This is a genomic window from Polaribacter sp. HL-MS24 (assembly GCF_032758595.1).
Taxonomy (GTDB): domain Bacteria; phylum Bacteroidota; class Bacteroidia; order Flavobacteriales; family Flavobacteriaceae; genus Polaribacter.
In genome coordinates, this window is sequence record NZ_CP136415.1 from 1,716,748 (window position 1) to 1,741,598 (window position 24,851).

Below are 24,851 nucleotides of genomic sequence, written 5' to 3' on the forward strand. Positions count from 1 at the left end.
CTACCAACAATCTGTATAGTTAATGGCTACATAGTGCTTAATACAAAGTTATGTCCCCTCTTTAGCGCGAGCGTCCCGCTCGTGACAGCAAGAGTAAGAAGAAAAAAAATGAATAGAAAATATATAATACGAATATATGAATAGTATTAGTTTGTTTTCGGCACAAGCAAGATGCTTGCGCCAGCAGTGGAGCCCAATTGATACACTAATTAGTACTTAAAATATCGATAATAAGAAACTTAAAAGAAATAATTAACCATAAACATCATAGAGATATCGTTACTGGTACCGATATACAGTAGTTATGCCACATTAAATAAACATATCGGTCGAAAACGGACTGACCATCCAAAATCGGAAATTTGAAAGTTGAAACCGAAATAAAAGAAAAAGTAAACGAGTTAATCAAAAATGAAAAGATTTTTTCTCTAAAATTAATTAAAAATGAAGTACATATCAAAAATAGCCTTTATTACAATTTTAAGCTTGACACTTTTTGCTTGTAGTGAAAATGAAAAAGAACAAGAGACACTTATCGATTTAACAAACATGAATCTTGAATTAAGTATTGATTTTTCAAAAGGAAAATTTGAAATCGAGAAAGGTATTAATGTTCTTGCTAAAGAAATGACAGATTATATTTATGATGATAAAATGGGTGTCAACGATAAAATTAGTAATTTTAATATAAGAAAATCAAAAAGTGAATTATTAATCAATATCCCCTCAGATAATAATTCAAATTTACAGCAAAGAATGGCTTGGGATAAGCCATGTAAAACAAAGAGTAAGACTTGTAGAAGTAAAAGTTGTGTAGAGAAAACACTTAAAGAAATTTTAGGGGATGGGAGTAGAGATGTTGATATTAAATATCGCAGAAACACTTTTTCTGTAACGATTGAATATACATATCAAGACTGTTAATTTAATATTGTAACGTGGCTTAACACTATATAAAAAAAATAGCAGTTAAGTGCAAAAACAAAGTTTTGTCTTTTCTGTAATTTTTATTTGAGCAGAAAAGTAATAGCCTTTTTATTCTGCTACTTTTCATATACTAAACTCCCTCGCTAGCGCGAGCGTCCCGCTCGTGACAGCAAGAGTAAGAAGAAAATAAATGAATAGAAAATATATAATACTAGTCTATGAATAGTATTAGTTTGTTTTCGGCACAAGCAAGATGCTTGCGCCAGCAGGGCATTCCCAGCTGAAGAAAAATAGTAATAATAACGACAAACAACCATGGTAAATTTTGCAAAAGCCCCGAAAAAAAGTAAAAAATCTTCTTTTTTTAAAGTATGGGCATCAATACTCTAGTAGAGATTGGACTATCGAATACCGTGCATTAATTTCTTTAAAATAGGATTTATTGCTAAGAAAATGAGTCCAACTATTGCAGGAATGATCGTGAAAATTAAAAAGAATGATGACATTGAATAGTGTTCAACTATAGGGTCGATATAACTTCCAGTCAACGCTGCAATATAATTTCCTAACGCATTGACTAAATACCAGATTCCAAACATCATTCCAATTTTTTTGGCAGGAACTAATTTTGAGACATAAGATAGGCCTGTTGGAGAAACACACAGTTCTCCCATGGTGTGAAATAAGTAGGCAAGAACAAGCCAAATGAAACTTACAGAGGCAGTCTTTGCCCCTGGGGTATGCTGCTCGATCCGTATGCCAAGGCACCAAAACCAATACCGAGTAAAATCATTCCAATACCAAATTTGACTGCGGCGGAGGGGTTGAATTTACTTTCCCACCATTTTGAGAATAAAGGGGCTAAAAAGATGATGAAAAGTGAGTTTAAAATTAGAAACCAGGAAGCTTCAATTTCTGCATTTTGTTTTGGAATGATGATGCTCAATTTCCAAATTACAATTCCCCAAATCCCAAGAAAGCTAGTTCCCAACACAAGGTTGGAGAGTGTGATTTTTTGAAAGGTTTGTCGGAATAATTTTAATAAAACCCATGAAATTATTAAAAGGGGGACAGTAGAAACTAAAACATCAATAATTTTAAAGATGAATGCTGCATTCCCAGTCAAAGCTCTTTGGGTATAATCTCTTGCAAAAATATTCATAGATCCACTGGCTTGCTCAAATGCTGCCCAAAAGAATACTGTAAAGAAGGCCAGAATTGCCACTACAATATATCGATCTCTTTGAATGCTTGCCGAAGCTTGGTTTTCAATTTTCTCTGTATTTTTGGATTCAATAGGGAGTTCTTCTTTTTTGTTTGGAGCAATACCAATATTTTCAAATATGTTTCTTCCAAACCAAAATTGTAAGGTTCCCAAAAACATAAAGATTCCAGCCAAACCAAATCCCCATGAATAACTTAAATTATTGGCTAAAAACCCACATAATAGTACACCTAAAAATCCTCCTGCATTTACTCCCATATAGAAGATGGTAAAAGCACCATCTTTTCTTTCTGGATAGTGGTCATACAAACCACTTACCATAGAAGTTACATTGGGTTTGAACAGTCCGTTTCCAAGAATTAACAATCCAATTCCCAAGTACAGGGTGATTTCTGTCTCCATAGACATTGCTAAATGTCCTAAAGTCATTGCAAAAGCACCCAGTGCCACTGCTTTTTGATAGCCTAGAAGTTTGTCTGCAATTATTCCTCCCAGCAAAGGGGTTAGGTATACCGAACTGGTATAGATGCCCAAAAGACCTATCGCTCTTTCACGGGTCCATTCCCAACCTCCATCAGCAAAAGAAGCGGTTAAAAATAATACGAAAATAGCACGCATTCCATAATATGAAAAGCGTTCCCACATCTCTGTAAAAAAAAGCACAAACAATGCAGGTTTATGGTTCAATAAACTAAATTCTTTTGCAGATGTGGTACTCATAATTTTTCGTTTTAAAAGATAGGCTTCAGGTGTTATGTTAGATGGATTTCAGAGGATGTTTAAGCGTCCATTTCTTTGTAGCTGAAATCTATTTCATTGTCTTCTGCACCATGCGTCAATGCTTTTAATTTCTTTAGGAAAATAAATACCAAAAGCGCAAATACAACACAGAAGATAGCAATTCCAGTAAATACGTTAAAATCACCATAAATAGAAGAAGATTCTCCAAGCAGACCTGCTGCTTTGTTTCCCAGTCCCGTTGTTGCAAAATAAATACCCATCATTATAGAAGCATATTTTGCAGGAGCTAATTTGGTGACGAATGAAAGCGAAACGGGAGATAAACACAATTCACCAACGGTATGAAATAGGTAGGCTAAAACTAACCAATACATTGCTGAAGCACCACTGCTATCATATTCTGTAGCGGCAGCAGACATAAAAAGGAAACCGATACCAACGGCACCCAGACCCAGAATCATTTTATACAAAGAAGATGCTTCTGTTCCTTTTAGTTTTCGTCTTGCCCAGAAAGCAGCAATCCCAATTCCAAGTGTGATGATAAAAAAGGAATTTAAAGATTGAAACTATAGGTAGCAGGGATTTCCCATCCCATCAATATTCTATCCGTTTTTTCTCTTGCATAGATATTCATCAATCCGCCCGCTTGCTCAAAAGCAGCAAAAAAGGCAATTATTAGTAAAAATGAGATAAGTAAAACAATAATTCGGTCTTTTTCAATTTTGTTAAGAGGTCTCTTGTAGTTTTCTTGATCTTCAACATTGTCTGATTTCCCTAAATAATTCCCAACATGAACAAGGTATTTTTGACCTGCTAAAAACTGAACCAATCCTAAGATCATTAACAGTCCTGCCAATCCAAATCCATAATGCCATCCATGTACTTCTCCTACATAACCTACAACGATTCCAGATAAAAATGCTCCCACATTAATTCCGATATAAAAGATGGTAAATCCTTTGTCTCTTCGTACATCTCCTTTTTTATAAAGTCCACCAACCATGGTTGAAATATTTGGTTTTAAGCAACCAACACCAAGAATAATAAAACAGAGCCCTGTGTAAAATGCCCACATGGCTTCATAGGCAAGAATACTGTGTCCAATAACCAACAAAACGGCACCAAGAATTACCGATTTTTTTTGTCCTAAAAATTTATCTGCTAAAATTCCACCCGGAATAGACATGATATACACCAATGCGGTATACCATCCGTAAAGCGCCAAAGCTTCCCCTTGATCCCATCCAACACCTGGATTTACATCTGTGGTTTTTGAGGTTAAATACAATACCAAAAGTGCCCGCATCCCGTAATAAGAAAACCGTTCCCACATTTCCGTGAAAAATAACACATACAATCCTACAGGGTGTCCAAAAAACTCTTTCTCGTGAGGTTGTTTTACTAGATCGCTCATATTTTTTATCCTTTTATTTTTATTGATTTATCTGACTTCATAATTAAATGTTCTTCTACAAAATTTGTCATTTTGGTGTACAAATTCAAGCGTGTATTTTTTCCTTTGTAGATTCCGTGCGTTCTGTCGGGTACGATAAACATATCAAATTGTTTATTAGCTTCAATCAAAGAATTGATCATTCTGTAACTATTCTGGACGTGTACATTATCGTCACCGGTACCATGAACCAGCAAGTAGTTTCCCTTTAATTTTTCGGCATAATTTACAGGAGAATTCTCATCGTAACCACCTGGATTTTCTTGCGGAGTTCTCAAAAAACGTTCGGTATATACAGTATCATAAAAACGCCATGAAGTTACTGGAGCTACTGCAATTGCTGTACTAAAAACATCATTTCCTTTTAGGATAGCGTTGGTACTCATGTGTCCTCCAAAAGACCATCCCCAGATTCCAATATTTTTTGCATCGATATAGGAACGTTTAGCTAATTTTTTTGCTGCCGAAATTTGGTCTTCCGTTTCATACTTTACCAAGTTTAAATAGGTTGACTTTTTAAAATCACTTCCTTTAAATCCTGTTCCACGTCCATCAACACAAACAACAATTATCCCTTTTTGTGCCAACATATTGTGCCAGTAATCATTGCTGCCATTCCATCGATTGGCAACCTGCTGTGAACTAAGGTCCTGAATATTGAAACATAAGCAAAGGGTACTTTTTATTTTCGTCAAAATCTACAGGTTTGATCATCCACATATTCAATTCATTCCCATTAATTTCTAGGGTAGAGAATTCTTTAGGACTCATCTTATAAGCTGCCAGTTCTTCTTTTAATTGGGTATTGTCTTTGATCACCTTCAGCATTTCGCCCTCTGCGGTATACAGAGAATAAATTGGAGGAATTTCAGCAGAAGAATAAGTATTTATGAAATAGTTGAGGTTGGTACTAAAAGAAGCTGAGTTCGTTCCTTCAGCATTGCTTAATAATTTTTTGTTTTTTCCATCCAAACCAATCGCATAGACCCCACGGTTGGTCGATCCATTTTCTACAGATTGGTAATAAATGGTTTTTTTGGCGCTGTTGAACCCGTAATAATTGGTGACTTCCCAATTTCCAGAAGTAATTTGATTGATCAATTTTCCAGAGAAATCATAATGATAAATATGATTGAATCCATCGTTTTCACTCGTCCAAATAAAACTATTATCGTTAAGGAAAGTAAGATTGTCTGTAATATCGATATAGGCCTTGTCAGTTTCACGAAACAGTAGAGAAGCTCTCGAAGTAGAAGCGTTTACTTTGTGGAGTTGTAAATGATTTTGATGACGGTTAAGTGTCGTTGCTACTAGGATATTTGCATCATTCGACCATTTGATTCTTGGGATGTATTCATAGTCACCCAATGCAATTTTGCTTGTCTTTTTTGAAGAGATGGCATACATATGCAAGCTTACAACTGCATTTTTCTCTCCCGCTTTCGGATATTTAAAGACTTGTTGATTGGGATAGTTTTGATCGCCAACCATGTCCATAGAAAAGGTAGGTACTTGACGTTCATCAAAACGTAAAAATGCCAAATGCTTACTGTCATTACTCCATTCAAAGGCTCTTACAAATGCAAATTCTTCTTCGTAGACCCAATCGGTAATTCCGTTTATAACACTGTTTATGACACCGTCTTTTGTGATTTGTTGATGTCTGTTGGTTTGAAGGTTTTTTATAAAAAGGTTGTTGTCCTTTGCGTAGGCAATTTTTGTATTGTCAGGTGAAAAAACAGGCTCTTGAATTTTAGTGCCAATTAAGTTCAGTTTTTTAGAAGCAATATCATAGGTATAAAATGTACCTTTATAGGAGTGCCTGTAAATTTTTTCAAAATTGGTACCCAAAATTAGTTTGGTTTCATCATTATTGAACGTATAAGAGGAGAAGCCATCCAAGTCATCCAATTCAGCACTATTGACTATGGTTGCAACTTTTTCTAAGGTTTTGTAACTGTATTGGTCTATGGTGGTGGCTTTCGTTTCAGAATTGTAATTTAATAGAGAATAAAAGTCTCCATTCATCGAATTTAAAGCATTCATACCTTTGGTAGAAAAGGTCCCATCCCAAATGTTTTCTAGGGTAATCTCTTTAGTTCCTGAAGCAATGTTGGTGTCTTTTGTATTCTTTTGAACACATCCGATGTAAAAAAGGACTACTGATAATAATAAGATTTTTTTCATGGTATCTTTATTTTTCAATAAAATTTTGTCAAGTTTACGGAAAAATCATCAAAAATCAGTGCTAATAATTATAAATATTGAATTAAATACAATCTTTTCTACGATTCAATTATCTTTGCAAGACTCAGAAAATAGGAACGTAGATGTCTAAAGTTATTTCAGGTTTTTCAAAATTAAGCAAACAAGAGAAAATGGATTGGTTGGCTGAAAATTATTTTAATAATGAAGAAGCAGTTGTAAAAACCATTCAACAATATTGGAATTCAGATGAACAACTGCAACAACTTCACGACGATTTTATAGAAAATACCCTTACCAATTTTTATCTGCCTTTTGGAGTCGCCCCCAATTTCTTAATCAATAAGGAAACTTATGTAGTTCCAATGGTGACCGAAGAAAGTTCTGTAGTAGCTGCGGCTTCTTTAGTCGCCAAGTTTTGGAGTACAAGAGGAGGTTTTAAAACTACTGTTTTAGGCACTACAAAAATTGGACAAGTCCATTTTATGTATGCTGGAGCTTCCGATGATTTGATTGCCTATTTCAATACAAAGAAATCGGACTTGTATGCAGCGACTGCTTCCATTACTCAAAATATGGAAAAACGGGGAGGTGGAATTTTAGAGATTGAATTGGTCGATAAAACAGATAAATTGGAACATTATTACCAATTGCACATCACCTTTGAAACCAAAGATTCTATGGGAGCAAATTTTATCAATTCTTGCCTAGAAGCCGTTGCAAATAACTTTCGAAATGAGCAGATAGAAATTGTGATGAGCATTCTTTCCAATTATGTTCCAAATTGTTTGGTTCGTGCAGAGGTGAGCTGTCCTATTGCTGATTTAGGTGGAGATGATCCTTATAAATTTGCAGATAAATTTTATCAAGCGGTAAAAATCGCATCCATAGAGCCGTACAGAGCGGTTACACACAATAAGGGAATTATGAACGGAATAGATGCAGTTGTCTTGGCAACAGGAAACGATTTCAGAGCTGTAGAAGCGGGTGCCCATGCCTATGCGTCAAAAGAGGGACAGTACAAAAGTTTGTCATTTTGTGAAATCGACAACGGGATTTTTAAATTCTGGCTCGATGTTCCTCTGGCATTAGGAACCGTTGGCGGATTAACCAGTTTGCATCCGATGGCAAAATTGTCTTTAGAAATGTTACAAAATCCTTCAGCTAAAAGATTGATGGAGATTATAGCCGCTGCGGGATTGGCCCAAAATTTTGCTGCCTTAAGAGCCTTAACTACCAAAGGAATTCAGCATGGTCATATGAAAATGCATTTGCAAAATATTTTAAATCAGTTGGGAGCAAATGCTCTTCAAAAAGAAAAAATTACCAATTACTTTAAAGGGAAAACAGTATCACATTCGGGAGTGGTTGCTAAGTTTGAAGAATTGAAATAGATGAGTATGTCTACAAAAGAAACATACCGATTCCCAAAGGAGTGGGAGAAACAAAATTAGAACAGTTGAAAAATTTTTATTCAAACGGAAAATTATTACTAACAGGAGAGTATCTTGTTTTGGATGGGGCAAAATCTTTGGCTTTGCCGACTAAGTTTGGACAAGATTTAACCGTTGAACCCATTTCAGAACCACAGTTAATTTGGGGGAGTTTTACCCATGCTGGAACTTGTTGGTTTGAAGCTGTTTTCGAATTGCCTAAACTGCGATTGGTGCAGTGTACTTTTGAGACTGATCAACAAGGAAATGCCGATGTGATTGCAGAAACCTTATTGGAAATCTTGCAAGAAGCAAAGCGTATGAACCCTTCTTTTTTAGCAACAGAAAAAGGGTTTTGTGTAAAAACAACTCTCAATTTTCCACGAAATTGGGGCTTAGGAAGTTCATCTACCTTGATCAATTCGATTGCCAGTTGGGCAGCTGTTGATGCCTTTCAATTGTTGTGGAATTCCTTTAAAGGAAGTGGCTACGACGTGGCATGTGCACAAAACAATTCGCCAATACTTTATCAAATTAAGAATCAAAAACCCATCATCCGTCCTGTCGAATTCAATCCTAGTTTTAAAGAGAATTTGTTTTTTGTGTATTTAAATCAAAAGCAAGACTCAAAAGAAGGAATTGCAACCTATCGTAGGGCAGGAGAACAGAGGCATACAGCCGAGGTTCTACAACGGATTTCTGCTCTTTCTGAAGCTTTTTTAAAGGCAGCTTCTATTGAAGAGTTGAATGCAATCATTGTGGAGCATGAAAAAATTGTGGGTGCAATGATTGACTTAGCCCCCGTAAAAAAAACCTTGTTTCCTGACTATTTTGGGGAAGTTAAAAGTTTAGGTGCTTGGGGAGGTGATTTTGTTTTAGCAACAGGAAATGAAGAAACTCCAAACTATTTCAAAGAAAAAGGATATGCTACTGTTTTAAGGTACCATCAAATCATATTATAAACAATGCTGAGGTTTCGACTGCGTTCGTCCCCAGCTATTTACATTACTAAAAATCTCTTCGAGCGCGGTCGGGAGATTGGGAACAATCATGAAGAAAGTAATCATTATAGGAGGAGGTGCCGCTGGATATTTTACAGCAATCAATGCCAAAGAAAAAAATCCTGATTTAGACATCACCATTCTTGAAAAGGGAAATGATGTTTTGCAAAAAGTAAAGATTTCAGGAGGAGGAAGATGCAATGTCACACATGCTTGTTTTGAACCCAAAGAGTTGGTGAAATTTTATCCAAGAGGAGAGAAAGAACTGTTAGGGCCTTTCCATCAATTCATGACAGGAGACACTTTTGAATGGTTTGATGATCGAGGAGTGCCCTTAAAAATTGAGGGTGATAACCGAGTTTTTCCTGAAGCCAATACAAGTCAGGCAATCATAGATTGCTTTCAAAAAGCGGTTGATAACTTAGGGATCAAAGTGTTGACAAATCACGGCGTAAATGCTGTTTATCAACAAGATCATAAATGGGTTGTGAACACGAAAGTTCAAGATTTTAAGGCAGATCAATTGGTAATTGCTGCGGGGAGTTCCAAAAAAGTTTGGGAACTCTGTGCTACTTTAGATCATACTATTATTGAGCCAGTTCCATCTTTGTTTACTTTTAATATCAATGATAAGAGATTGACCGATTTGTTGGGGATTTCAGTGCCCAATGCAACGGTGAGTATTTTGGGGACAAAACTGGAAGCCTCTGGACCATTATTGATTACTCATTGGGGAATGAGTGGGCCGGCCATCTTGAAATTGTCTGCTTTTGGAGCAAGAATTTTAGCCGACCAAAACTACCAATACAATATTGAAGTCAATTGGCTATCGAGACCCACCGATAAAATAGTGAACGTATTACTTAATTTAAAAAAGAAAGAACCTCGAAAAACAGTTGCCTTGAAGTCCCCTTTTACCGAAATTTCAAAAAGACTTTGGGAACGTTTTGTAACCTTTTCAGGAATTCAAGCCACACAGAATTGGGCAGATCTTAACAGTAGGCAATTAGAAGATTTGGCACATCAGTTGACCAAAGGAAACTACAATGCAAATGGGAGGACAACTTTTAAAGATGAGTTTGTGACGGCTGGAGGGGTCGATTTAAAAGAAATTAACTTTAAACGATTTGAAAGCAAACAACATAAAAATCTCTTTTTTGTAGGAGAAGTTTTAAATATTGATGCCGTAACAGGTGGATTTAATTTCCAAAATGCATGGACAGGTGGGTATCTCTGTGCCAATGCGTTGGCTGAAAAATAAAAAATATGGCACTCACACGTTCTAACGAATTTCCAACAGGCAGCATAGCTCCGAGCTTTAGACTGATGAATACAATAGACAACCAATACTATTCATTAAAAGAGTTGTGTGGCGAAATCGGAACGGTCATTTTTTTTATTTGCAATCATTGTCCCTTTGTGATTCATATTAATGAAGCCTTGGTCAATTTGGCAAATGAATACTTAGAAAAAGGAATCCGTTGTATTGCGATTAGTTCGAATGACATCGACACCTATCCGCAAGATGCTCCACAATACATGCGACAGGTTGCTCATAAGCATGCCTATCCATTTCCGTATTTATTTGACGCTACTCAGGAAGTAGCAAAAGCCTATGATGCCGCTTGTACTCCCGATTTTTATGTGTTTGATGCCGATTTAAAATCTGTTTATCATGGACAATTGGACGATTCTAGACCCGGGAATGGAAAGCCTGTTTCAGGGAATGACCTTCGGAGTGCTCTAGAAAACCTACTCAAAAACAAAGCAGTTCTAGAAAATCAACAACCGAGTATGGGCTGTGGAATCAAGTGGAAGTAGCTTTTTGGGCTTTCAATTTTTGAGTATTGGTTTGAAGGTGAAAGAAATGAGCTTGAAAGCAGATATTTTGTTTAAATTATTTCCATTTTTTTCATTATGAAAGTAGCACTTTTATTTTTGCAAATCCCATCTTTAATTTTAAAGTCAAATGACAAATTGTTGTCAATGATTTCAGCCTCAAAACATTTATTAAAAAGCTTATTTGGGTAGTTATTTGTGATTTTACATATTTCTAAATCATGCGTTGCAATAGAACCGATTGCATTTTTAGAAATAATTTTTTTTAGAACTTCGATTGTACCAATCTGCTTATCATCTGAATTAGTACCTTTTAAAATTTCATCAAGTAATACAAAGCATGTTTCTGATTGTAATGTATCCATTATCTTTTTCAGTCGTTTTACTTCAGCAAAAAAGTAAGACTCACCGTCATTAAGGGAATCAGTTTGTCTCATAGAAACGATTACGTTTAATGGATGAACACTTGCTTTTGTTGAACATATAGGAGCGCCAATACCCGCAAGAACCATATTCATCCCTAAGGTCCTTAGAAAAGTGCTTTTTCCTGACATATTTGAGCCTGTAAGAATCATAAAATTATTTTTTTTAAATTCTATGTCATTACAGATCCTTTTTTCTTTTTGTATGAGTGGATGCCCCAATTCTTCAAATACAATATCATAGTTTTTGTTTATTTTAGGAAAGATAAAGGTTGGGTTGTTGTATGAGAAATTTGCAAAACTATTCAGTGTCTCAAATTCTCCTATAATATCCAGCCATTTTTTTATGTGCTCTGAATATCTCTTCTTCCAATTTAATAAATTATTTAGCGTATGGATATGATACAAAAAAGCACCGTTGAATAAAACTGCAGCCAATCCATTTTGAATATTTTCCAGATTGTAGAACAGAGAAGATAACTTTTTTATTTGTGTACTCGCAAAACCAGCTTTGTAAATTAGCTTTTCTTTTAAAGAGTTAAGTTTATCATTATCAAATTTTTCGGTTTCAATTTTTTCAATAATTAATCCATATTGTTTAATTATTTCAGAAATTTTATCTGAATCAATAACTTCTTTTTTAATTTTTTTCAATTGTGTTAACGTTAATCCTAAATTCATTAGGAAACAACTAAACGTTATAGAAGTAAAAAATGGGTTTTGCATTAAAATTGAAATTATAAGTAACCCAATAAATACAATTGGTGTGGTATAAAAAATGAAAATTAAAATTTTAGGAATTTTTTCTTGTTTATACTCTGCCCAATTGATCAATTTTTGATAATTATCTTCACTATCTTTTGTTGTTTTTGCTAATGATAATAGGTGTTGACGCCATTCGATTTTCTTAGAAAGCTCCTTGATTGCTTTTTGATTTGATGTTATTTCGTTGTTTTTTAATAAGGATACCAATAGATCAGATAATTTTTTGCTACCAATGTAAGTGGCTGTTCTATTTAAGTGGTGAAATAATGAATTTGTCCCAAAAAAATCCAAATCGAAAGAGTAAAAATGTCTTAAATTGATATATTGTGAACCATTTTCAAAAGGAATTCTTTCTCCTTTTAAATAGATGATTTCATCATTATTAATTGAAATTTGTTGTTTTTTTAGTTCTCGGTTCCAAGATATTTTTTCGTGTATTTTCATTAAAAAAATAAAAAAGAAGAATACTGAAATACCAATGAGTGTATATATGGTATCGCTTGTTTCTAAAGATTTGTAAATCAAAAAAACGAGTACAATTATGGTAAATAGTCTAGTGATACTAATTAAATTGTGTTTTTTTTGTAGTCGATTATAATCACCTGAATATTGATCTTTCAATTTTATGTATTCCATTTACTTATTGAATTGTTTTAGGTTGCAAGTTTCACCTAATTTTTCGACTAAATTTCTATTGTAGTTGTTTAAAATAAAAAATCAATACAAGTTAATTATAATATAATTGAAATCAAAATAAATCTATACTTTTACCTTTTGTATAAAGAAGTCCAAAAACAATCCGTATTTCATAAGAAAGACGGATTGTTTTTGGAAGCCTTTTTTTTTAAAAAGGGCTTATTGGTATTTTTGAACTCTAGCATCTTGAATGACTCCATTCCAGTCAAGGCCAAAGGCAAAGTCATAGCTGTTTCCTTCACTATCGGTATAAGGAGTCATGTCTCTGGGTACATCTTCAAATTGTGTTTCTACCGTATTCATGTCTGCAGGCATTTGAAAAGGTAATAGAACTGAAGGGGTTGCGTTCCCAGAAATGATTTCCATCAGCGCTTGGTCTTGTACTCCCATATGTATTAAAATTGACGCTGCGCTTTGTTCTATTTCCGAGAAGACCATGGGTTTAGAAACGTTGACCACTACTACCACAGGTTTGTTGCCCATTTGACGTTTGGTATCGTTGACTAATTTCATGTCTGTAATATTATTAGTATTAACCGTTTTTCCTTTGTAGGTTCTGTTGGTGAACCCTTCAAGTGGACTTCCTCCTGCAAGACTTACTTCACGCGCATCGGTAGCTGTGTATTCTTGATACTGAAGGCTAATGGGTACGTAGCCATTGCCTCCTTTTTTTAAGTCGGCTTGTTGGTATCCAACACCTCCATCGGGACTCTTTATGCCAACCAATGCAAAATCTGCCTGCGCTGGATCTTCTACAACTTCAAAAAAGCTGGCAACCACTTCCATGTTGAACGGAGATTCGGTTTTTTCAGGAGTGACTATACCCCACCAATTGGTACTAGGAGCAACATAGCGCTTTGGCACATAGACCTTTTGTTTTCTTATCAAAGGCAATGTTTTTTGTTGATTTTTAAGAAGTACAATCGATTTTAATTGCGCTTGGTATCCCGCTTCCATAAAGGCTGGACTCCCTACAGTTTGTATTGTTTTAGAAATTTCTAAATAGGGGTTTTCGAACAATCCTACTCTAAAGATATTTTTCAACAAACGAACGGCAGACTTTTCAAAGCGTTTGCGCATGGAAGCTTCACCATGAGCTGCAACTCCCAATGCATAGGCTTCTAAAACAGGACCCATGGCATTATTTCCACCAAATTGATCCATTCCTGCTTCAATGGCTTTCAAGTGACGTTCGGCTTCCGATAAGGTTTCTACTCCCCAAGGTTTTCCTTGAAACTTGTCTATAGCAGAAACATTTTTGGTAATTCCCCAATCGGTACAGAGCACACCTTCATATCCATAAGTACCTCTCAATACATCGGTAATTAAATATTTGTTAAAGCCGTTTGCAACCGCTTCACCTTCCCCAGTAGAAATCGTATAATAGGGCATGACAGCCGAAGCCATTTTTGTAGGACCGTCCAAATTGAACGCTCCTTCTATAAATGGTTTCAGGTGGTCTTTGATGTTTTTTCCGGGATAGACTGCATAGGCTCCATATCCAAAATGCCCATCACGTCCCCCTTCTTCAGGACCGCCATAAGGCCAATGTTTGACCATAGTATTAACGCTTTCAGAGCCCCAATTTCCTTTGTTGGTAGACTGAAAACCATCTACATAAGCGCGAGCCAAATCGGTCGCTAAGTCTGGATCTTCACCCATAGTTCCGTCAAAACGACTCCATCTAGGTTCGGTAGCTAGATCTATTTGTGGAGAGAGCGCAGTAGCAATTCCCAAAGCGCGATATTCTTTAGAGGCAATTTCACCAAATTGGTGCATCAATGTAGGGTCAAACGTGGCTGCAATTCCGAGAGTTCCTAGCCACATAGAGATGTCCCCTCCGGCACCAGCATTAAATTCTGCATACGAGTCGGTTCCATGTCTAGGATCTGAACTGGTATTGATGGGGATTCCAAACCCCAATCCTTCAGCAAATGATTGTGCATTATTGTTCCATTGGGCAGCAACAGCAGGAGATTCGACACGGGTGATTAGGACATGGCGCAAATGGTCCTCTTGTATAAACGCTTTTTGATCATCAGATAAGTAACTGGCAATTGCGCCACTTTCTGGAAAGGGTTTTCCATGGTAGGTAGAGGCTCCAAATCCGCGACTATTCCCAGGCAGGGATTGGTGTGAACTATACAGCATCAAACCCCCTATAGCTTCTATACTTAATTTTGAAGCCAAGTCTTTTGCTCGCTCATCGACAGGGAGTCTCCAATCTTCATACGCATCTAAAAGTCCGTTTTTATTGAGGTCTTTAAAAGCAAATCCGTCTACAATTAGTATCTGAACTCCTGAAGTAGGTGAATAGCCTAAAGTACTTCCGCCACTATTTGAAACCTCTGTATAGTCTTCTTTTTGTAGTGTAGTAAATTTTTCACCACAACTGATCAAGAGCATTGCAATCGAAACAATGAATAGGGTTAAATTTGATATTTTAATTTGCATTGTTTTGAATCTTTTTTAAATTAGAGAATTATGAGGATAGACAAATATAATTTTTTATCTCCTAAAAGAGCATGTCCAGTTAAAAAAAGTATAATTTTGCACTTACGTTAAAAATAACAAATGCAACAAACGACCAATACAATTTTAATGATTCGTCCGATAGATTTTAGGATGAATGAACAAACCGCTGTGAATAATTACTATCAAAAAGTTATCGATGGTTTATTGCCAGCTACAGTCAATGCAAAAGCTCAGGCAGAATTTGACGCTTTTGTAGCCGTTTTGCGCAATCATGGGATTGCTGTAGAAGTCATTTCGGATACAAAAGAATTTGATACACCAGATTCTATTTTTCCAAATAATTGGATTTCTTTTCATCAAGATGGAACAGTTGCTTTGTATCCGATGTTTGCAAAAAATCGAAGATTAGAACGAAGAGAAGATATTTTAGAGCAGTTAGAGGCGAAAGGTTTTAAAATAGATTCGATTGTTGATTACACATCAGCAGAAGAGGCCCATTTGTTTTTAGAAGGTACTGGGAGTATTTTATTAGACCGCATTAATCAGAAGGCTTATTGCGCTTTGTCGCCTAGAGCAGAAGAAGATCTTTTTATCGAGTTTTGCGAGGACTTTGAATATACTCCTGTTGTATTTACCGCAAATCAAACTGTTGAAGGCAAACGAAAAGAAATCTATCATACCAATGTGATGATGTGTCTGGCAGAAACCTTTGCAGTAATTTGTTTAGCATCTATTGATGATAAAAAAGATCGCAAAAACTTGCTTAAAAATTTAAAAGAGGACGGCAAGCAAGTCATTGCGATCACTGAAGATCAGGTGGCGAGTTTTGCCGGAAACATGCTACAAGTTCGTGGAGCAAATGACCAACGATATTTAGTTATGAGTCAAGCGGCTCATGATTCTTTAACCCAAGAACAAATTATACAAATAGAAAAACATTGCCCTATTATTTCAAGTCCTCTCGATACGATTGAAGCCTGTGGAGGTGGAAGTGCACGTTGTATGATGGCAGAAGTCTTTTTGCCGAAAGCATAATCCTATTTTTGTAAAGCTTCTGACACGACCTTGCCCGTGGTACTGTTGGGAGCTTCTATTTGTAATACATTGGCAATAGTTGGCGCGATGTCTATAATGTCATATTTTTTTGCTGAAGTACCTTTTTTGAATCCATTTCCATAAAAAATAATTGGGACATGGGTATCATACGAATATCCAGAACCGTGACTCGTTCCTGTTTTTCCTCGTGATAAAGTTGCTGGATACGGAACCAACATCACGTCTCCAGAAAATTTTTGATTGTATCCATTTTGAAGGGAATTTAAAATACCTTCCGAAAAAGGATTCGTTTGTAAGGTTCTAGCTGTGACTGCTTTGTAAATTCCATCATAATTAATGACTTCATCGGCTAGTTTTTGAGCAACGGTATTTTTATCCAAACCAAGGGATTCTACTACCAGTTGATTTAAAAAAATTTGATAATTGGAAACATTTTCAATCAACTGATCAGATTGAAAGTATTTTTGGGTTAGGGTTGAAAGATATGCGATAAAGTCTTTTTGTCGAAAATAATGCGCAGGGATCTTCAAGGACTGCAAATAAGACGGAACGTGGACAGCTGCGTGATCTGCTGTTAAAAAAAGACTATAATTTCCTTTTCCAACTTCGCTGTCTAGGGTTTGAAATAGGTCTGCCAAATCCTTGTCCAATCGCAAATAGGTATCTTCTATTTCTACCGATGCAGGGCCGTATTGGTGTCCAATATAATCTGTAGAAGAAAAACTGATGGTTAGAAAATCGGTGAATTCGGATTTTCCCAATTGTTCTCCAATAATAGCTGCTTTTGCAAAATCTGCAGTCATGGTGTTTCCAGCAGGAATTGCTTTGATCAGACTATAATTGTCGTTGTTCTTCTTTAGGTTAGGAACATCATGTGGGAAAGTGGGGGTTTGCTCTCCGGCGAATAGATCTTCAAAAGCATTGTTGTCTGCAATGCTTTGTGTATATGTGTTGAGGTCATATAGCGTCTCCCAAGGATGACTCAGGTAGCTATCATTTTTATTAGAATTATTAAACTCATTCACCCAATTTGGGAGTGCATCCATATAAAAAGAACTCGAAACCCATTGTCCAAAGTTACTTCCACTAAACCAATAGGCCCCATTAGCAGTATGTCCGGCGGGTAAAATAGCAGAGCGATCTTTGATGGCAATACCGATAATTTTTCCTTTCATATTTTGGGACAAATGCAACTGGTCTGTTATTGTGGTTGTAAGCATTCTATGAGGAGATTTCTTCCCGTCATTGCTGTCGTTTCCAATGGTTTGGTATTGGAAATCGTCTACACAATAAATCTCTTTTTTTGCATACTTGTCATACCAATTATTTGAGATAATTCCATGATCGGAAGGAGAGGTGCCTGTAAAAATGGTGGCGTGACCAACGGCTGTGTATGTAGGGATTAAACTATAATGAGCGTTTTCTAAAGAAAATCCTTCCTGTAATAATCGTTGAAAACCATCTTCAGAATACCGGTCTGCAAAACGAGTTAAATAATCATATCGCATTTGATCAATTACAATACCCACTACAAGTCTGGGTTTTTTTTGGGTTTCTTTGTTGAATTGACAACCAAACAAAACAAAAGCGAAAAGGGAGAATAATAGTTTTTTCATAAAATTGAGTAACATTAATTGATTCTCAAAAGTACGATTTTTAAAATTTTGATTTCTATAATTTCATGTTCAGTTGCAGGTTTTTTAATACTTTAGCAAAAAGAAAAAAATTGAATGAATTATCTTGAACATATTGGTAAATATTTTATGATGTTGCGGCAAGTATTTAAAAAGCCACAGCGTCCTCGAGTTTTTAGAGAAGCCTTGTTTAAAGACATTGAAGAATTGGGTTTGAAATCTCTTGGGATCATTTTGTTTATCTCTTTTTTTATAGGAGGAGTAATTGCCTTACAAACGGCACTAAATCTCGATGATCCTTTAATTCCGGATACTTTAATTGGTTTTGCAGCAAAAAGATCGATTATCTTAGAATTTGCACCTACTTTTTGTTCTATTATTTTAGCTGGTAAAGTAGGTTCTTACATCACGTCAAGTATTGGCACTATGCGTGTAACCGAACAGATTGATGCTTTGGAAGTCATGGGGATTAACTCATTGAGCCATTTGGTGTTGCCTAAAATAATTGCCACGCTATTTTTCTATCCTTTTTTAATTTGTTTTGGAATGGTTTTGGGAATTTTTGGCGGATGGTTAGCGGGTGTAATGTCTGGACTCTTTACAGGAACAGATTATATCATAGGAATTCAAACCGATTTTGATCCCTTTTTATTATTTTATGCAATCATTAAGACGTTGGTATTTGCGTTTCTAATTTCTACAGTTCCAGCCTATCACGGATATTATGTCAAAGGAGGTTCTTTAGCTGTAGGAAAAGCAAGTACACAGGCAGTTGTTTGGACTACTGTTTTGATTGTGATTTCCAATTATTTTTTAACGCAAATGCTTTTAACATAGATGATAATAGTTGAAGATTTACACAAAGGTTTTGGAGATGTACAAGTCTTAAAAGGAATCTCTACGACTTTTCATCCTGGAGAAACTAGTTTGATTATTGGTCAAAGTGGTTCTGGGAAAACAGTTTTTTTAAAATCACTCATTGGTTTGCATGTTCCAGAATCGGGAACCATATCGTTTGATGGTAGAATCAATACAGAATTTACCATTGAAAGCAAAAGAAAGTGGCGACAAGAAATTGGAATGGTATTTCAAGGGTCAGCACTTTTTGATTCGCAAACTGTTGAAGAAAATGTGATGTTTCCTTTAAAAATGTTCACAAACAAATCACAAAAGGAAATGTTAGCCCGTGTAAATTTTGTTTTGGATCGTGTCAATCTTACGGATTCAAATTCAAAATACCCAGCTGAACTTTCGGGTGGAATGCAAAAAAGAGTTGCCATAGCACGAGCGATTGTAATGAACCCCAAGTACCTTTTTTGTGACGAACCAAATTCAGGCCTCGACCCTCAAACTGCGATTGTAATCGATAATTTAATTCAAGAAATCACCAAAGAATATCAAATTACGACGGTTGTAAACACTCATGATATGAATTCTGTGATGGAAATTGGAAAAAAAATTGTGTTTTTAAAAAACGGTCAAAAAGCATGGGAAGGGAGTAAAAAAGAAATCTTTAAAACTGATAATGAGGCAATTGTTGATTTTGTGTATTCTTCCAATTTATTCAAGAAAGTAAGGAAGGCTTATTTAAATGAAACAAAGTAAAAGAAAGTCTTGCATATTCTAAATAAGGTCATATATTTGCACCCGCTAAAACGAAGAAAATTGACCTTAGTAGCTCAGTTGGTAGAGCATCTCCCTTTTAAGGAGAGGGTCCCAGGTTCGAGCCCCAGCCCGGTCACAACAAAACTCTGTACAACATGTATGGAGTTTTTTCTTTTTTTGACTTTTTTGTATCTAAAAAAGTAAGATATTTACAGTCATATGATGAATAAACTAATTATAATTCTATCGTTGCTGCTGTATATGAAGACCTCTGAGCCAATTATTTTTGATTTCACCAAGAATTCAGACATTTCTTCTTGGCGCATTGTTGACGATGGAGTTATGGGGGGAAGATCCCAAGGGTCTTTTCAAATGAATGAAGAAGGGAACGCTGTTTTTTCTGGAAAGGTATCTCTGGACAATTATGGTGGATTCTCGTCAGTTCGCTATCCTTTTCAAGAGAAAAAGATTTCTTCGTATACCCATGTTGTATTGCGCATCAAAGGAGATGGAAAAAAATACCAGTTTCGGATAAAGGAAAAACGTACCGATACTCATTCATATATTGGTGTTTTTCAAACCACTTCCGATTGGCAAACAATCACGATTCCAATGAACGACATGTATCCTGCATTTAGAGGGCGCACTTTACAAATGGCGAATTTAAAACCGAATGCAATAGAAGAGGTCGCTTTTTTAATAGGTAATAAAGTCGCAGAGGAGTTTCAGTTAGAAATTGCAGTCATCTCGTTAAAATAAGTATCTTTATGTTGTTGTGAATTTCAACAACCTCAACACCCCGATCATGGAAGAAAATAAAACAAATGAAACTATTGAGCAATCTAAACAGGATGTTCAAAATGATGCCAAAGGTCTTTTTGAAAGTGTTAAAAAATTCATAGGCGAGCTCTTCGACTTTAGAGAGGATACAGATCATGAAGCAACAATAGAAGCTATAAAAGCAGATATTCCCTTCAAAGGTGCTACTGCCTGGATTTTAATTTTTGCGGTTTTTGTGGCCTCTATAGGTTTAAATGCGAACTCTACAGCAGTTGTGATTGGTGCCATGTTGATATCGCCTTTGATGGGGCCTATTTTAGGAATCGGAATGTCTTTTGCATTGAATGATTTTATGACTTTTAAAAAGTCGTTAATCAATTTAGGAACAATGATTGCGTTGAGTTTGATCGCTTCATTCTTGTTCTTTTATTTCTTTCCCTTAAGTGAAGATAATTCTGAATTGTTAGGTCGGGTGAGTCCAGATATTCGAGATGTGTTGATTGCATTTTTTGGTGGTTTGGCGCTGATGGTTGCAAGAACTAAAAAAGGTACAGTAGCTTCGGTAATTTTTGGTGTTGCCATAGCAACTGCATTGATGCCTCCATTATGTACCGCTGGGTACGGATTGGCAAAAGGTAATTTTGTTTATTTCTGGGGGGCAATGTATTTGTTTACAATCAACACCATATTTATTGCTTTAGCAACCTTTTTGGTATTGAAATTATTGCGATTTCCAATGCACAAATATGCGAATGCTGCCACAAGAAAACGATATTCAACCATTGCAACAGTGGTGGGGTTGTCTGTAATGATCCCTGCAATTTTTACTTTTATTTCTGTATTTCAAAAAAATAAAATGGACACCCAAATTACGGATTTTATTAAAAATGAAATCAAAGGGAATAAGTATTTACAATTGATGGATTGGGAAAAAGATCTTGAAAAGAAAGAAATCTTTTTGAATTTTTTCAACGAAATTACAGAGGCAACAGAAAATGATTTGATGAATGAATTGACCAACACGACGTTGTATCCTAATATTGGTGATTTTCAGCTAAAAATAAAAGGGAGTGATACCAAGAGTTTTGAGTTGATAACGACTGCATATAAAGAGAAGCGAGAAGAGCTTCAAGAAAGTAAAAATATTATTAGTGGTTTGCAAAAGCAGATAACAGGCTTACAAGAAACGATCTCTGATCTAAACACAAGAATTGAACAAGATGCACTGAGTAAAAATCAGAATGTAGTGGCCTTTAGTCGAATTGCCAAAGAAGCAAAAATAAGATATGTTGATATAGAGGCGCTTGGATTTTCTAAAGTTTTATCGTCTAAAGATTTTATAAAAATTGATACCATTCCTACAGCCACAATCAAATGGAACATAAAATTGGCAGATAGTATCATTTCTCCAAAAGAACGCGAGTTAAGAGATTGGCTACAAAAAGAACTGGAGTTGGATACCCTTTTTGTTCGAAGAGAATAGGGGGATAGTTGTAGTTTAAAGAGGTGTACTCGTATTGTTTTTGATGGTCAAATGCAGAGGGGTACACTTTTTTATTTCAGAAAAAGATTTAGTTTGGAGTTTCTTGAAGCTGTACTTCTACATTCTGATTGAATAGATATACTTTTTTATTGCTCGTATTCAAACATTCATATCGTGTTCTGCGCTTATTTCCTCTCTGGTAGACAGTATTTTTAAAGACAAAAAAATTACCAAAAGGAATCTCAAAAATAAAATTCTTTCCCACAGCAGCATTATTTCCTCTGAGTGCCAGTGATAAGTTTACATCACTATCGGTACTTGCTTTAGGGTTTTTTAAATAGTTAGCAAGATGCGGTAGTATCTCCTTAGGGTAAATTTCTGGATGGATAAAAGGCAGCATTAAATGTTGAAAGACCGTTTTCCATTCCTTTCCATGTGCTTGTACTCTTCCAAACTTTTGATGGGTTACGTGGTGGGCGATTTCATGCACTAGGGTCAGTAAAAACTGATAAGGATTCAAATTATTATTGACCGTAATTTGAAATTTCCCAGAAGACAATTGCCTAAAATCTCCATGCTTTGTTTGTCGTTGATTGACAATTTTTAGCGTAAAGTTGTGTTGTTGTAGAAGGAACTCAACAAAAGGAATCGCTTTTCCTGGTACGTATGGAGCCCAAGAGAAACCTTCAATATCAAGGGGTGTGGAATGGGTGATATGGGTATTATGTGTTGAAATCTGATTGTTGTTTTAACTTCTTCTCACTGCAACTGCCTACTGCCCACTGCTACTCTCTATGGGGTCGAAGATGATACTTGTAGTACTTTTCCGTTATAAAATTTGTTTCCTGTCAGCGAGAAGTCGTAAATATAATCAGCCATTTCTTGTGCTGAAAGAGGTGCTTTGTATTCAGGAAAAGCTTCTGCTAGCATTTCTGTTTGTACTGCGCCAATAGCCAACACATTGAATGCTATTTGATCTTCTTTGTACTCTTCAGCGAGTAATTCAGAGAGTGTAATCACTGCTCCTTTTGCAGAACTATAAGCTGCTAAGCCTCCAAATTTTGAACTTCCTTGGATTCCTCCCATAGAACTTATGGTCACTACGTGACTTCCTTTTTGTAAGAAAGGAATTAACCCTTTTGTAATTTCTGCTACTCCAAAAACATTGACCTTGTAGACTTCTAAAAAATCCTCAGAAGTTAATTCAGTAAAGGGCTTGTTGATTAACTTTCCAGCGTTGTTGATTAAAATATCAACTTGCTTCCAATCCGATTTTATAAAATCGATTGCCTTTTGGATCTCAGAATTTTGAGAGAGATCGACAGAGATTGTTGTAATATTTTTGTGATTTACTCGGTCTAAAGGAGAGGTGTTTCTAGAGAGTGCTAAAACATTATGTCCGTTGTTTGCAAATTGTTGCGCCAATTCAAAGCCTATTCCTCTACTGGTTCCCGTAATAACTACATTTTTCATTGAATCCTTTTTTTGAACCAGCAATTTACTTAAAAATTCATAATTTATGATCCTTTTGCATACAAATGAAAAAGGATTAGTAGATAAAAATATAAGGTAAGTCGCTATGTTTTGATAACTTATTCAAAAAGAATATGTTGATAGGCACCCATATCTGGATTGACGCTTCTGTCAGTGCCTAAAAGGTCTTGGATGAAAAGGGTAGGAAGTGCCTTGCCAATTGCGGCTGAATTTTGACCAATTATAAAGTCGTTTTCTTGAGGATTTCTAAAATCGGGATCTCCATTTAAAATGACATTTTGATAATTTGAATTGCTAAAATCCAATTCAGCAATGTTTTCAAAATCTTTATTGATGTCATTAAATTGAATCATTGAATTACGAGTATTGTAATTGAAAGAACTTCCTTCAATTTTGTCTAAAACAAATTCAATATTTCCATTTCCTGCAAAAATACAATTGGTAAAATTTGCCGCATGTAGATCTCGGGGTTCAAAAATTTCATGACCTGTATCATCGGTATAAGAGTAATAGTTATTCACTAAAACTGCCGGTTGTTGCCGTTGGCTGTTGTTCCAGTAATTTGCAAAAGTACTATGAGTGAAATTATAAGTCCCTCCAATAGTAGCAGCTAAGGATGCTTGTCCTGCAGATCCAATAACAACATTCACTCCCTCGATGTTGGTTTCACATAGCGCGAATGCCAAAGTTTGAATGATTGAAAATTTCTGTATTTTTCAATTTCAATGTTGGCGTGTTCAAGGTCCCAATACTATCAATTAAAATCCCAATAATTCCATTTTTAATCTGAGCATGTTGAATTTCATTATTGAGACTTCCAGCTCGAAGCCAAATTGTGCCCCATTGTCCTGGGATATTTTGAAAATTATATTCCAAACGGTCACCTTCAAAAATGACTTTTTCCGAGAGTGTTCCGTTGACTTTTAAAGAACCCCCTTTGTCAACAATTAATCCTGATTTGTTGTGAAAATGGATGTTAGCACCTGCTTCAATAGTTAGGGTTTTTCCAGAAGGAACTGCTGCATAGCCATAAATGACTGTCGGTTTGGTATTTGTGAAACGAAGTTCGTGGTCTTCTAAAAAACGACCTTTAAGAGTTGTGGCTTGTCCGTCTATGGTTAAGCTATCAATTTTCATAGAGATCGGGTTTCTACTAGGAAAAATAAACTGTGCATCTTGTACTAGGGTCACCAAATCTACCTTTTGCTCCTGATCGCCGTTGTCAAATACAATTCGATCTGTGTATAAAGGATCTGTCACTGAGGAAAAATCAATCGTAGTTTCAACAAAAATAAAAATACTGTCTTTTGCCAAAATACTGATATCAAAAAACTCTTTACCAGCGATTCCATCTACATTCAATCGGTAATTGGATATCATCCCATTTTCTAACTGAATATTGGGAATGCTAATGTCAGTGTTACTTCTGTTATAAACTTTTAAGTTGTAGGTAGCTGAACCAATATTTGTGAAAACAGTATCTAAAAAAACAGTGTCTTTAGAAAATTCTAGCTTTCCAAAACTAGGAGATGTGGTAAAATCTTTTCTACAAGAGCTGATAGAAAGGAGTAGTACACAAATAAGAAAAGTCAATAGATACCTCATGGAATTGTTTTA

General features: G+C 35.7%; 17 protein-coding genes and 3 pseudogenes. 10 read left to right on the top strand and 10 right to left on the bottom strand.

Translation table 11 applies throughout. The features are described from left to right. The first annotated feature begins 444 nt into the window (after positions 1-444). Entirely contained in the window at positions 445-924 is a 480-nt protein-coding gene (locus tag RRF69_RS08075; RefSeq protein ID WP_316939310.1) for a hypothetical protein, read from the top strand. A 404-nt stretch (positions 925-1,328) separates the two neighbouring features. Here RRF69_RS08075 and RRF69_RS08080 read toward each other — a convergent pair. The 3 pseudogenes from RRF69_RS08080 to RRF69_RS08090 form a co-directional block, all read right to left on the bottom strand. Then, positions 1,329-2,872 (bottom strand): annotated as a pseudogene (locus RRF69_RS08080) (peptide MFS transporter). Positions 2,873-2,931: 59 nt separating this feature from the next. Next, positions 2,932-4,307, bottom strand: a pseudogene (locus RRF69_RS08085) (peptide MFS transporter). A 5-nt stretch (positions 4,308-4,312) separates the two neighbouring features. Next, positions 4,313-6,533 (bottom strand): annotated as a pseudogene (locus RRF69_RS08090) (S9 family peptidase). A 143-nt stretch (positions 6,534-6,676) separates the two neighbouring features. On the opposite strand from RRF69_RS08090, the gene RRF69_RS08095 reads away from it, so the two are divergent. The 4 genes from RRF69_RS08095 (at position 6,677) to RRF69_RS08110 (ending at position 10,806) form a co-directional block, all read left to right on the top strand. After that, positions 6,677-7,945, top strand: coding sequence for a hydroxymethylglutaryl-CoA reductase, degradative (locus RRF69_RS08095; protein ID WP_316939311.1), 1,269 nt, complete (start codon positions 6,677-6,679; stop codon positions 7,943-7,945). Between the two features lie 65 nt (positions 7,946-8,010). Then, positions 8,011-8,946 (top strand): GYDIA family GHMP kinase, encoded by a 936-nt coding sequence (locus RRF69_RS08100; RefSeq protein WP_316939312.1) that lies wholly within the window; start codon positions 8,011-8,013, stop codon positions 8,944-8,946. 88 nt (positions 8,947-9,034) lie between these two features. Continuing rightward, a complete protein-coding gene (locus RRF69_RS08105; protein ID WP_316939313.1) occupies positions 9,035-10,246 on the top strand; it encodes an NAD(P)/FAD-dependent oxidoreductase in 1,212 nt (403 codons plus the stop codon). A gap of 5 nt (positions 10,247-10,251) precedes the next feature. Then, positions 10,252-10,806 carry a thioredoxin family protein gene (locus RRF69_RS08110; protein WP_316939314.1) on the top strand — a complete coding sequence of 185 codons (555 nt, stop codon included), beginning with the start codon at positions 10,252-10,254 and terminating at the stop codon, positions 10,804-10,806. Between the two features lie 71 nt (positions 10,807-10,877). On the opposite strand, the gene RRF69_RS08115 is transcribed toward RRF69_RS08110, so the two are convergent. Together RRF69_RS08115 and RRF69_RS08120 are read right to left on the bottom strand one after the other, a co-directional pair. After that, positions 10,878-12,647, bottom strand: a complete 1,770-nt coding sequence (locus RRF69_RS08115) for a MutS-related protein (protein ID WP_316939315.1) — start codon at positions 12,645-12,647, stop codon at positions 10,878-10,880. Between the two features lie 219 nt (positions 12,648-12,866). Next, a complete protein-coding gene (locus RRF69_RS08120; protein ID WP_316939316.1) occupies positions 12,867-15,161 on the bottom strand; it encodes a glycoside hydrolase family 3 protein in 2,295 nt (764 codons plus the stop codon). A 120-nt stretch (positions 15,162-15,281) separates the two neighbouring features. On the opposite strand from RRF69_RS08120, the gene ctlX reads away from it, so the two are divergent. Beyond that, positions 15,282-16,217 (top strand): citrulline utilization hydrolase CtlX, encoded by a 936-nt coding sequence (ctlX, locus tag RRF69_RS08125; protein ID WP_316939317.1) that lies wholly within the window; start codon positions 15,282-15,284, stop codon positions 16,215-16,217. Positions 16,218-16,219: 2 nt separating this feature from the next. On the opposite strand, the gene pafA is transcribed toward ctlX, so the two are convergent. After that, positions 16,220-17,767 (bottom strand): alkaline phosphatase PafA, encoded by a 1,548-nt coding sequence (pafA, locus tag RRF69_RS08130; protein ID WP_316939318.1) that lies wholly within the window; start codon positions 17,765-17,767, stop codon positions 16,220-16,222. Between the two features lie 201 nt (positions 17,768-17,968). Here pafA and RRF69_RS08135 point away from each other — a divergent pair, with 201 nt between their 5' ends. The 4 genes from RRF69_RS08135 to RRF69_RS08150 all read left to right on the top strand — a co-directional run bounded on the left by RRF69_RS08135 (position 17,969) and on the right by RRF69_RS08150 (position 21,740). Beyond that, positions 17,969-18,709: an ABC transporter permease gene (locus tag RRF69_RS08135; RefSeq protein WP_316939319.1), complete on the top strand. Its 741-nt coding sequence runs from the start codon at positions 17,969-17,971 to the stop codon at positions 18,707-18,709. Continuing rightward, entirely contained in the window at positions 18,710-19,477 is a 768-nt protein-coding gene (locus RRF69_RS08140) for an ABC transporter ATP-binding protein (protein WP_316939320.1), read from the top strand. A 219-nt stretch (positions 19,478-19,696) separates the two neighbouring features. Next, entirely contained in the window at positions 19,697-20,236 is a 540-nt protein-coding gene (locus RRF69_RS08145; protein WP_316939322.1) for a CIA30 family protein, read from the top strand. 46 nt (positions 20,237-20,282) lie between these two features. After that, positions 20,283-21,740, top strand: a complete 1,458-nt coding sequence (locus RRF69_RS08150) for a DUF389 domain-containing protein (protein ID WP_316939323.1) — start codon at positions 20,283-20,285, stop codon at positions 21,738-21,740. Between the two features lie 88 nt (positions 21,741-21,828). On the opposite strand, the gene RRF69_RS08155 is transcribed toward RRF69_RS08150, so the two are convergent. The 4 genes from RRF69_RS08155 to RRF69_RS08170 all read right to left on the bottom strand — a co-directional run bounded on the left by RRF69_RS08155 (position 21,829) and on the right by RRF69_RS08170 (position 24,839). After that, complete coding sequence (locus tag RRF69_RS08155; protein ID WP_410479480.1) at positions 21,829-22,431, bottom strand: SprT-like domain-containing protein; 603 nt, start codon at positions 22,429-22,431, stop codon at positions 21,829-21,831. A 101-nt stretch (positions 22,432-22,532) separates the two neighbouring features. Then, entirely contained in the window at positions 22,533-23,213 is a 681-nt protein-coding gene (locus tag RRF69_RS08160) for an SDR family oxidoreductase (RefSeq protein WP_316939325.1), read from the bottom strand. Between the two features lie 119 nt (positions 23,214-23,332). Next, positions 23,333-23,920, bottom strand: coding sequence for a hypothetical protein (locus RRF69_RS08165; protein ID WP_316939326.1), 588 nt, complete (start codon positions 23,918-23,920; stop codon positions 23,333-23,335). Next, complete coding sequence (locus RRF69_RS08170) at positions 23,901-24,839, bottom strand: hypothetical protein (RefSeq protein ID WP_316939327.1); 939 nt, start codon at positions 24,837-24,839, stop codon at positions 23,901-23,903. The genes RRF69_RS08165 and RRF69_RS08170 overlap by 20 nt, the downstream gene beginning before the upstream one ends. Positions 24,840-24,851: the final 12 nt, after the last annotated feature.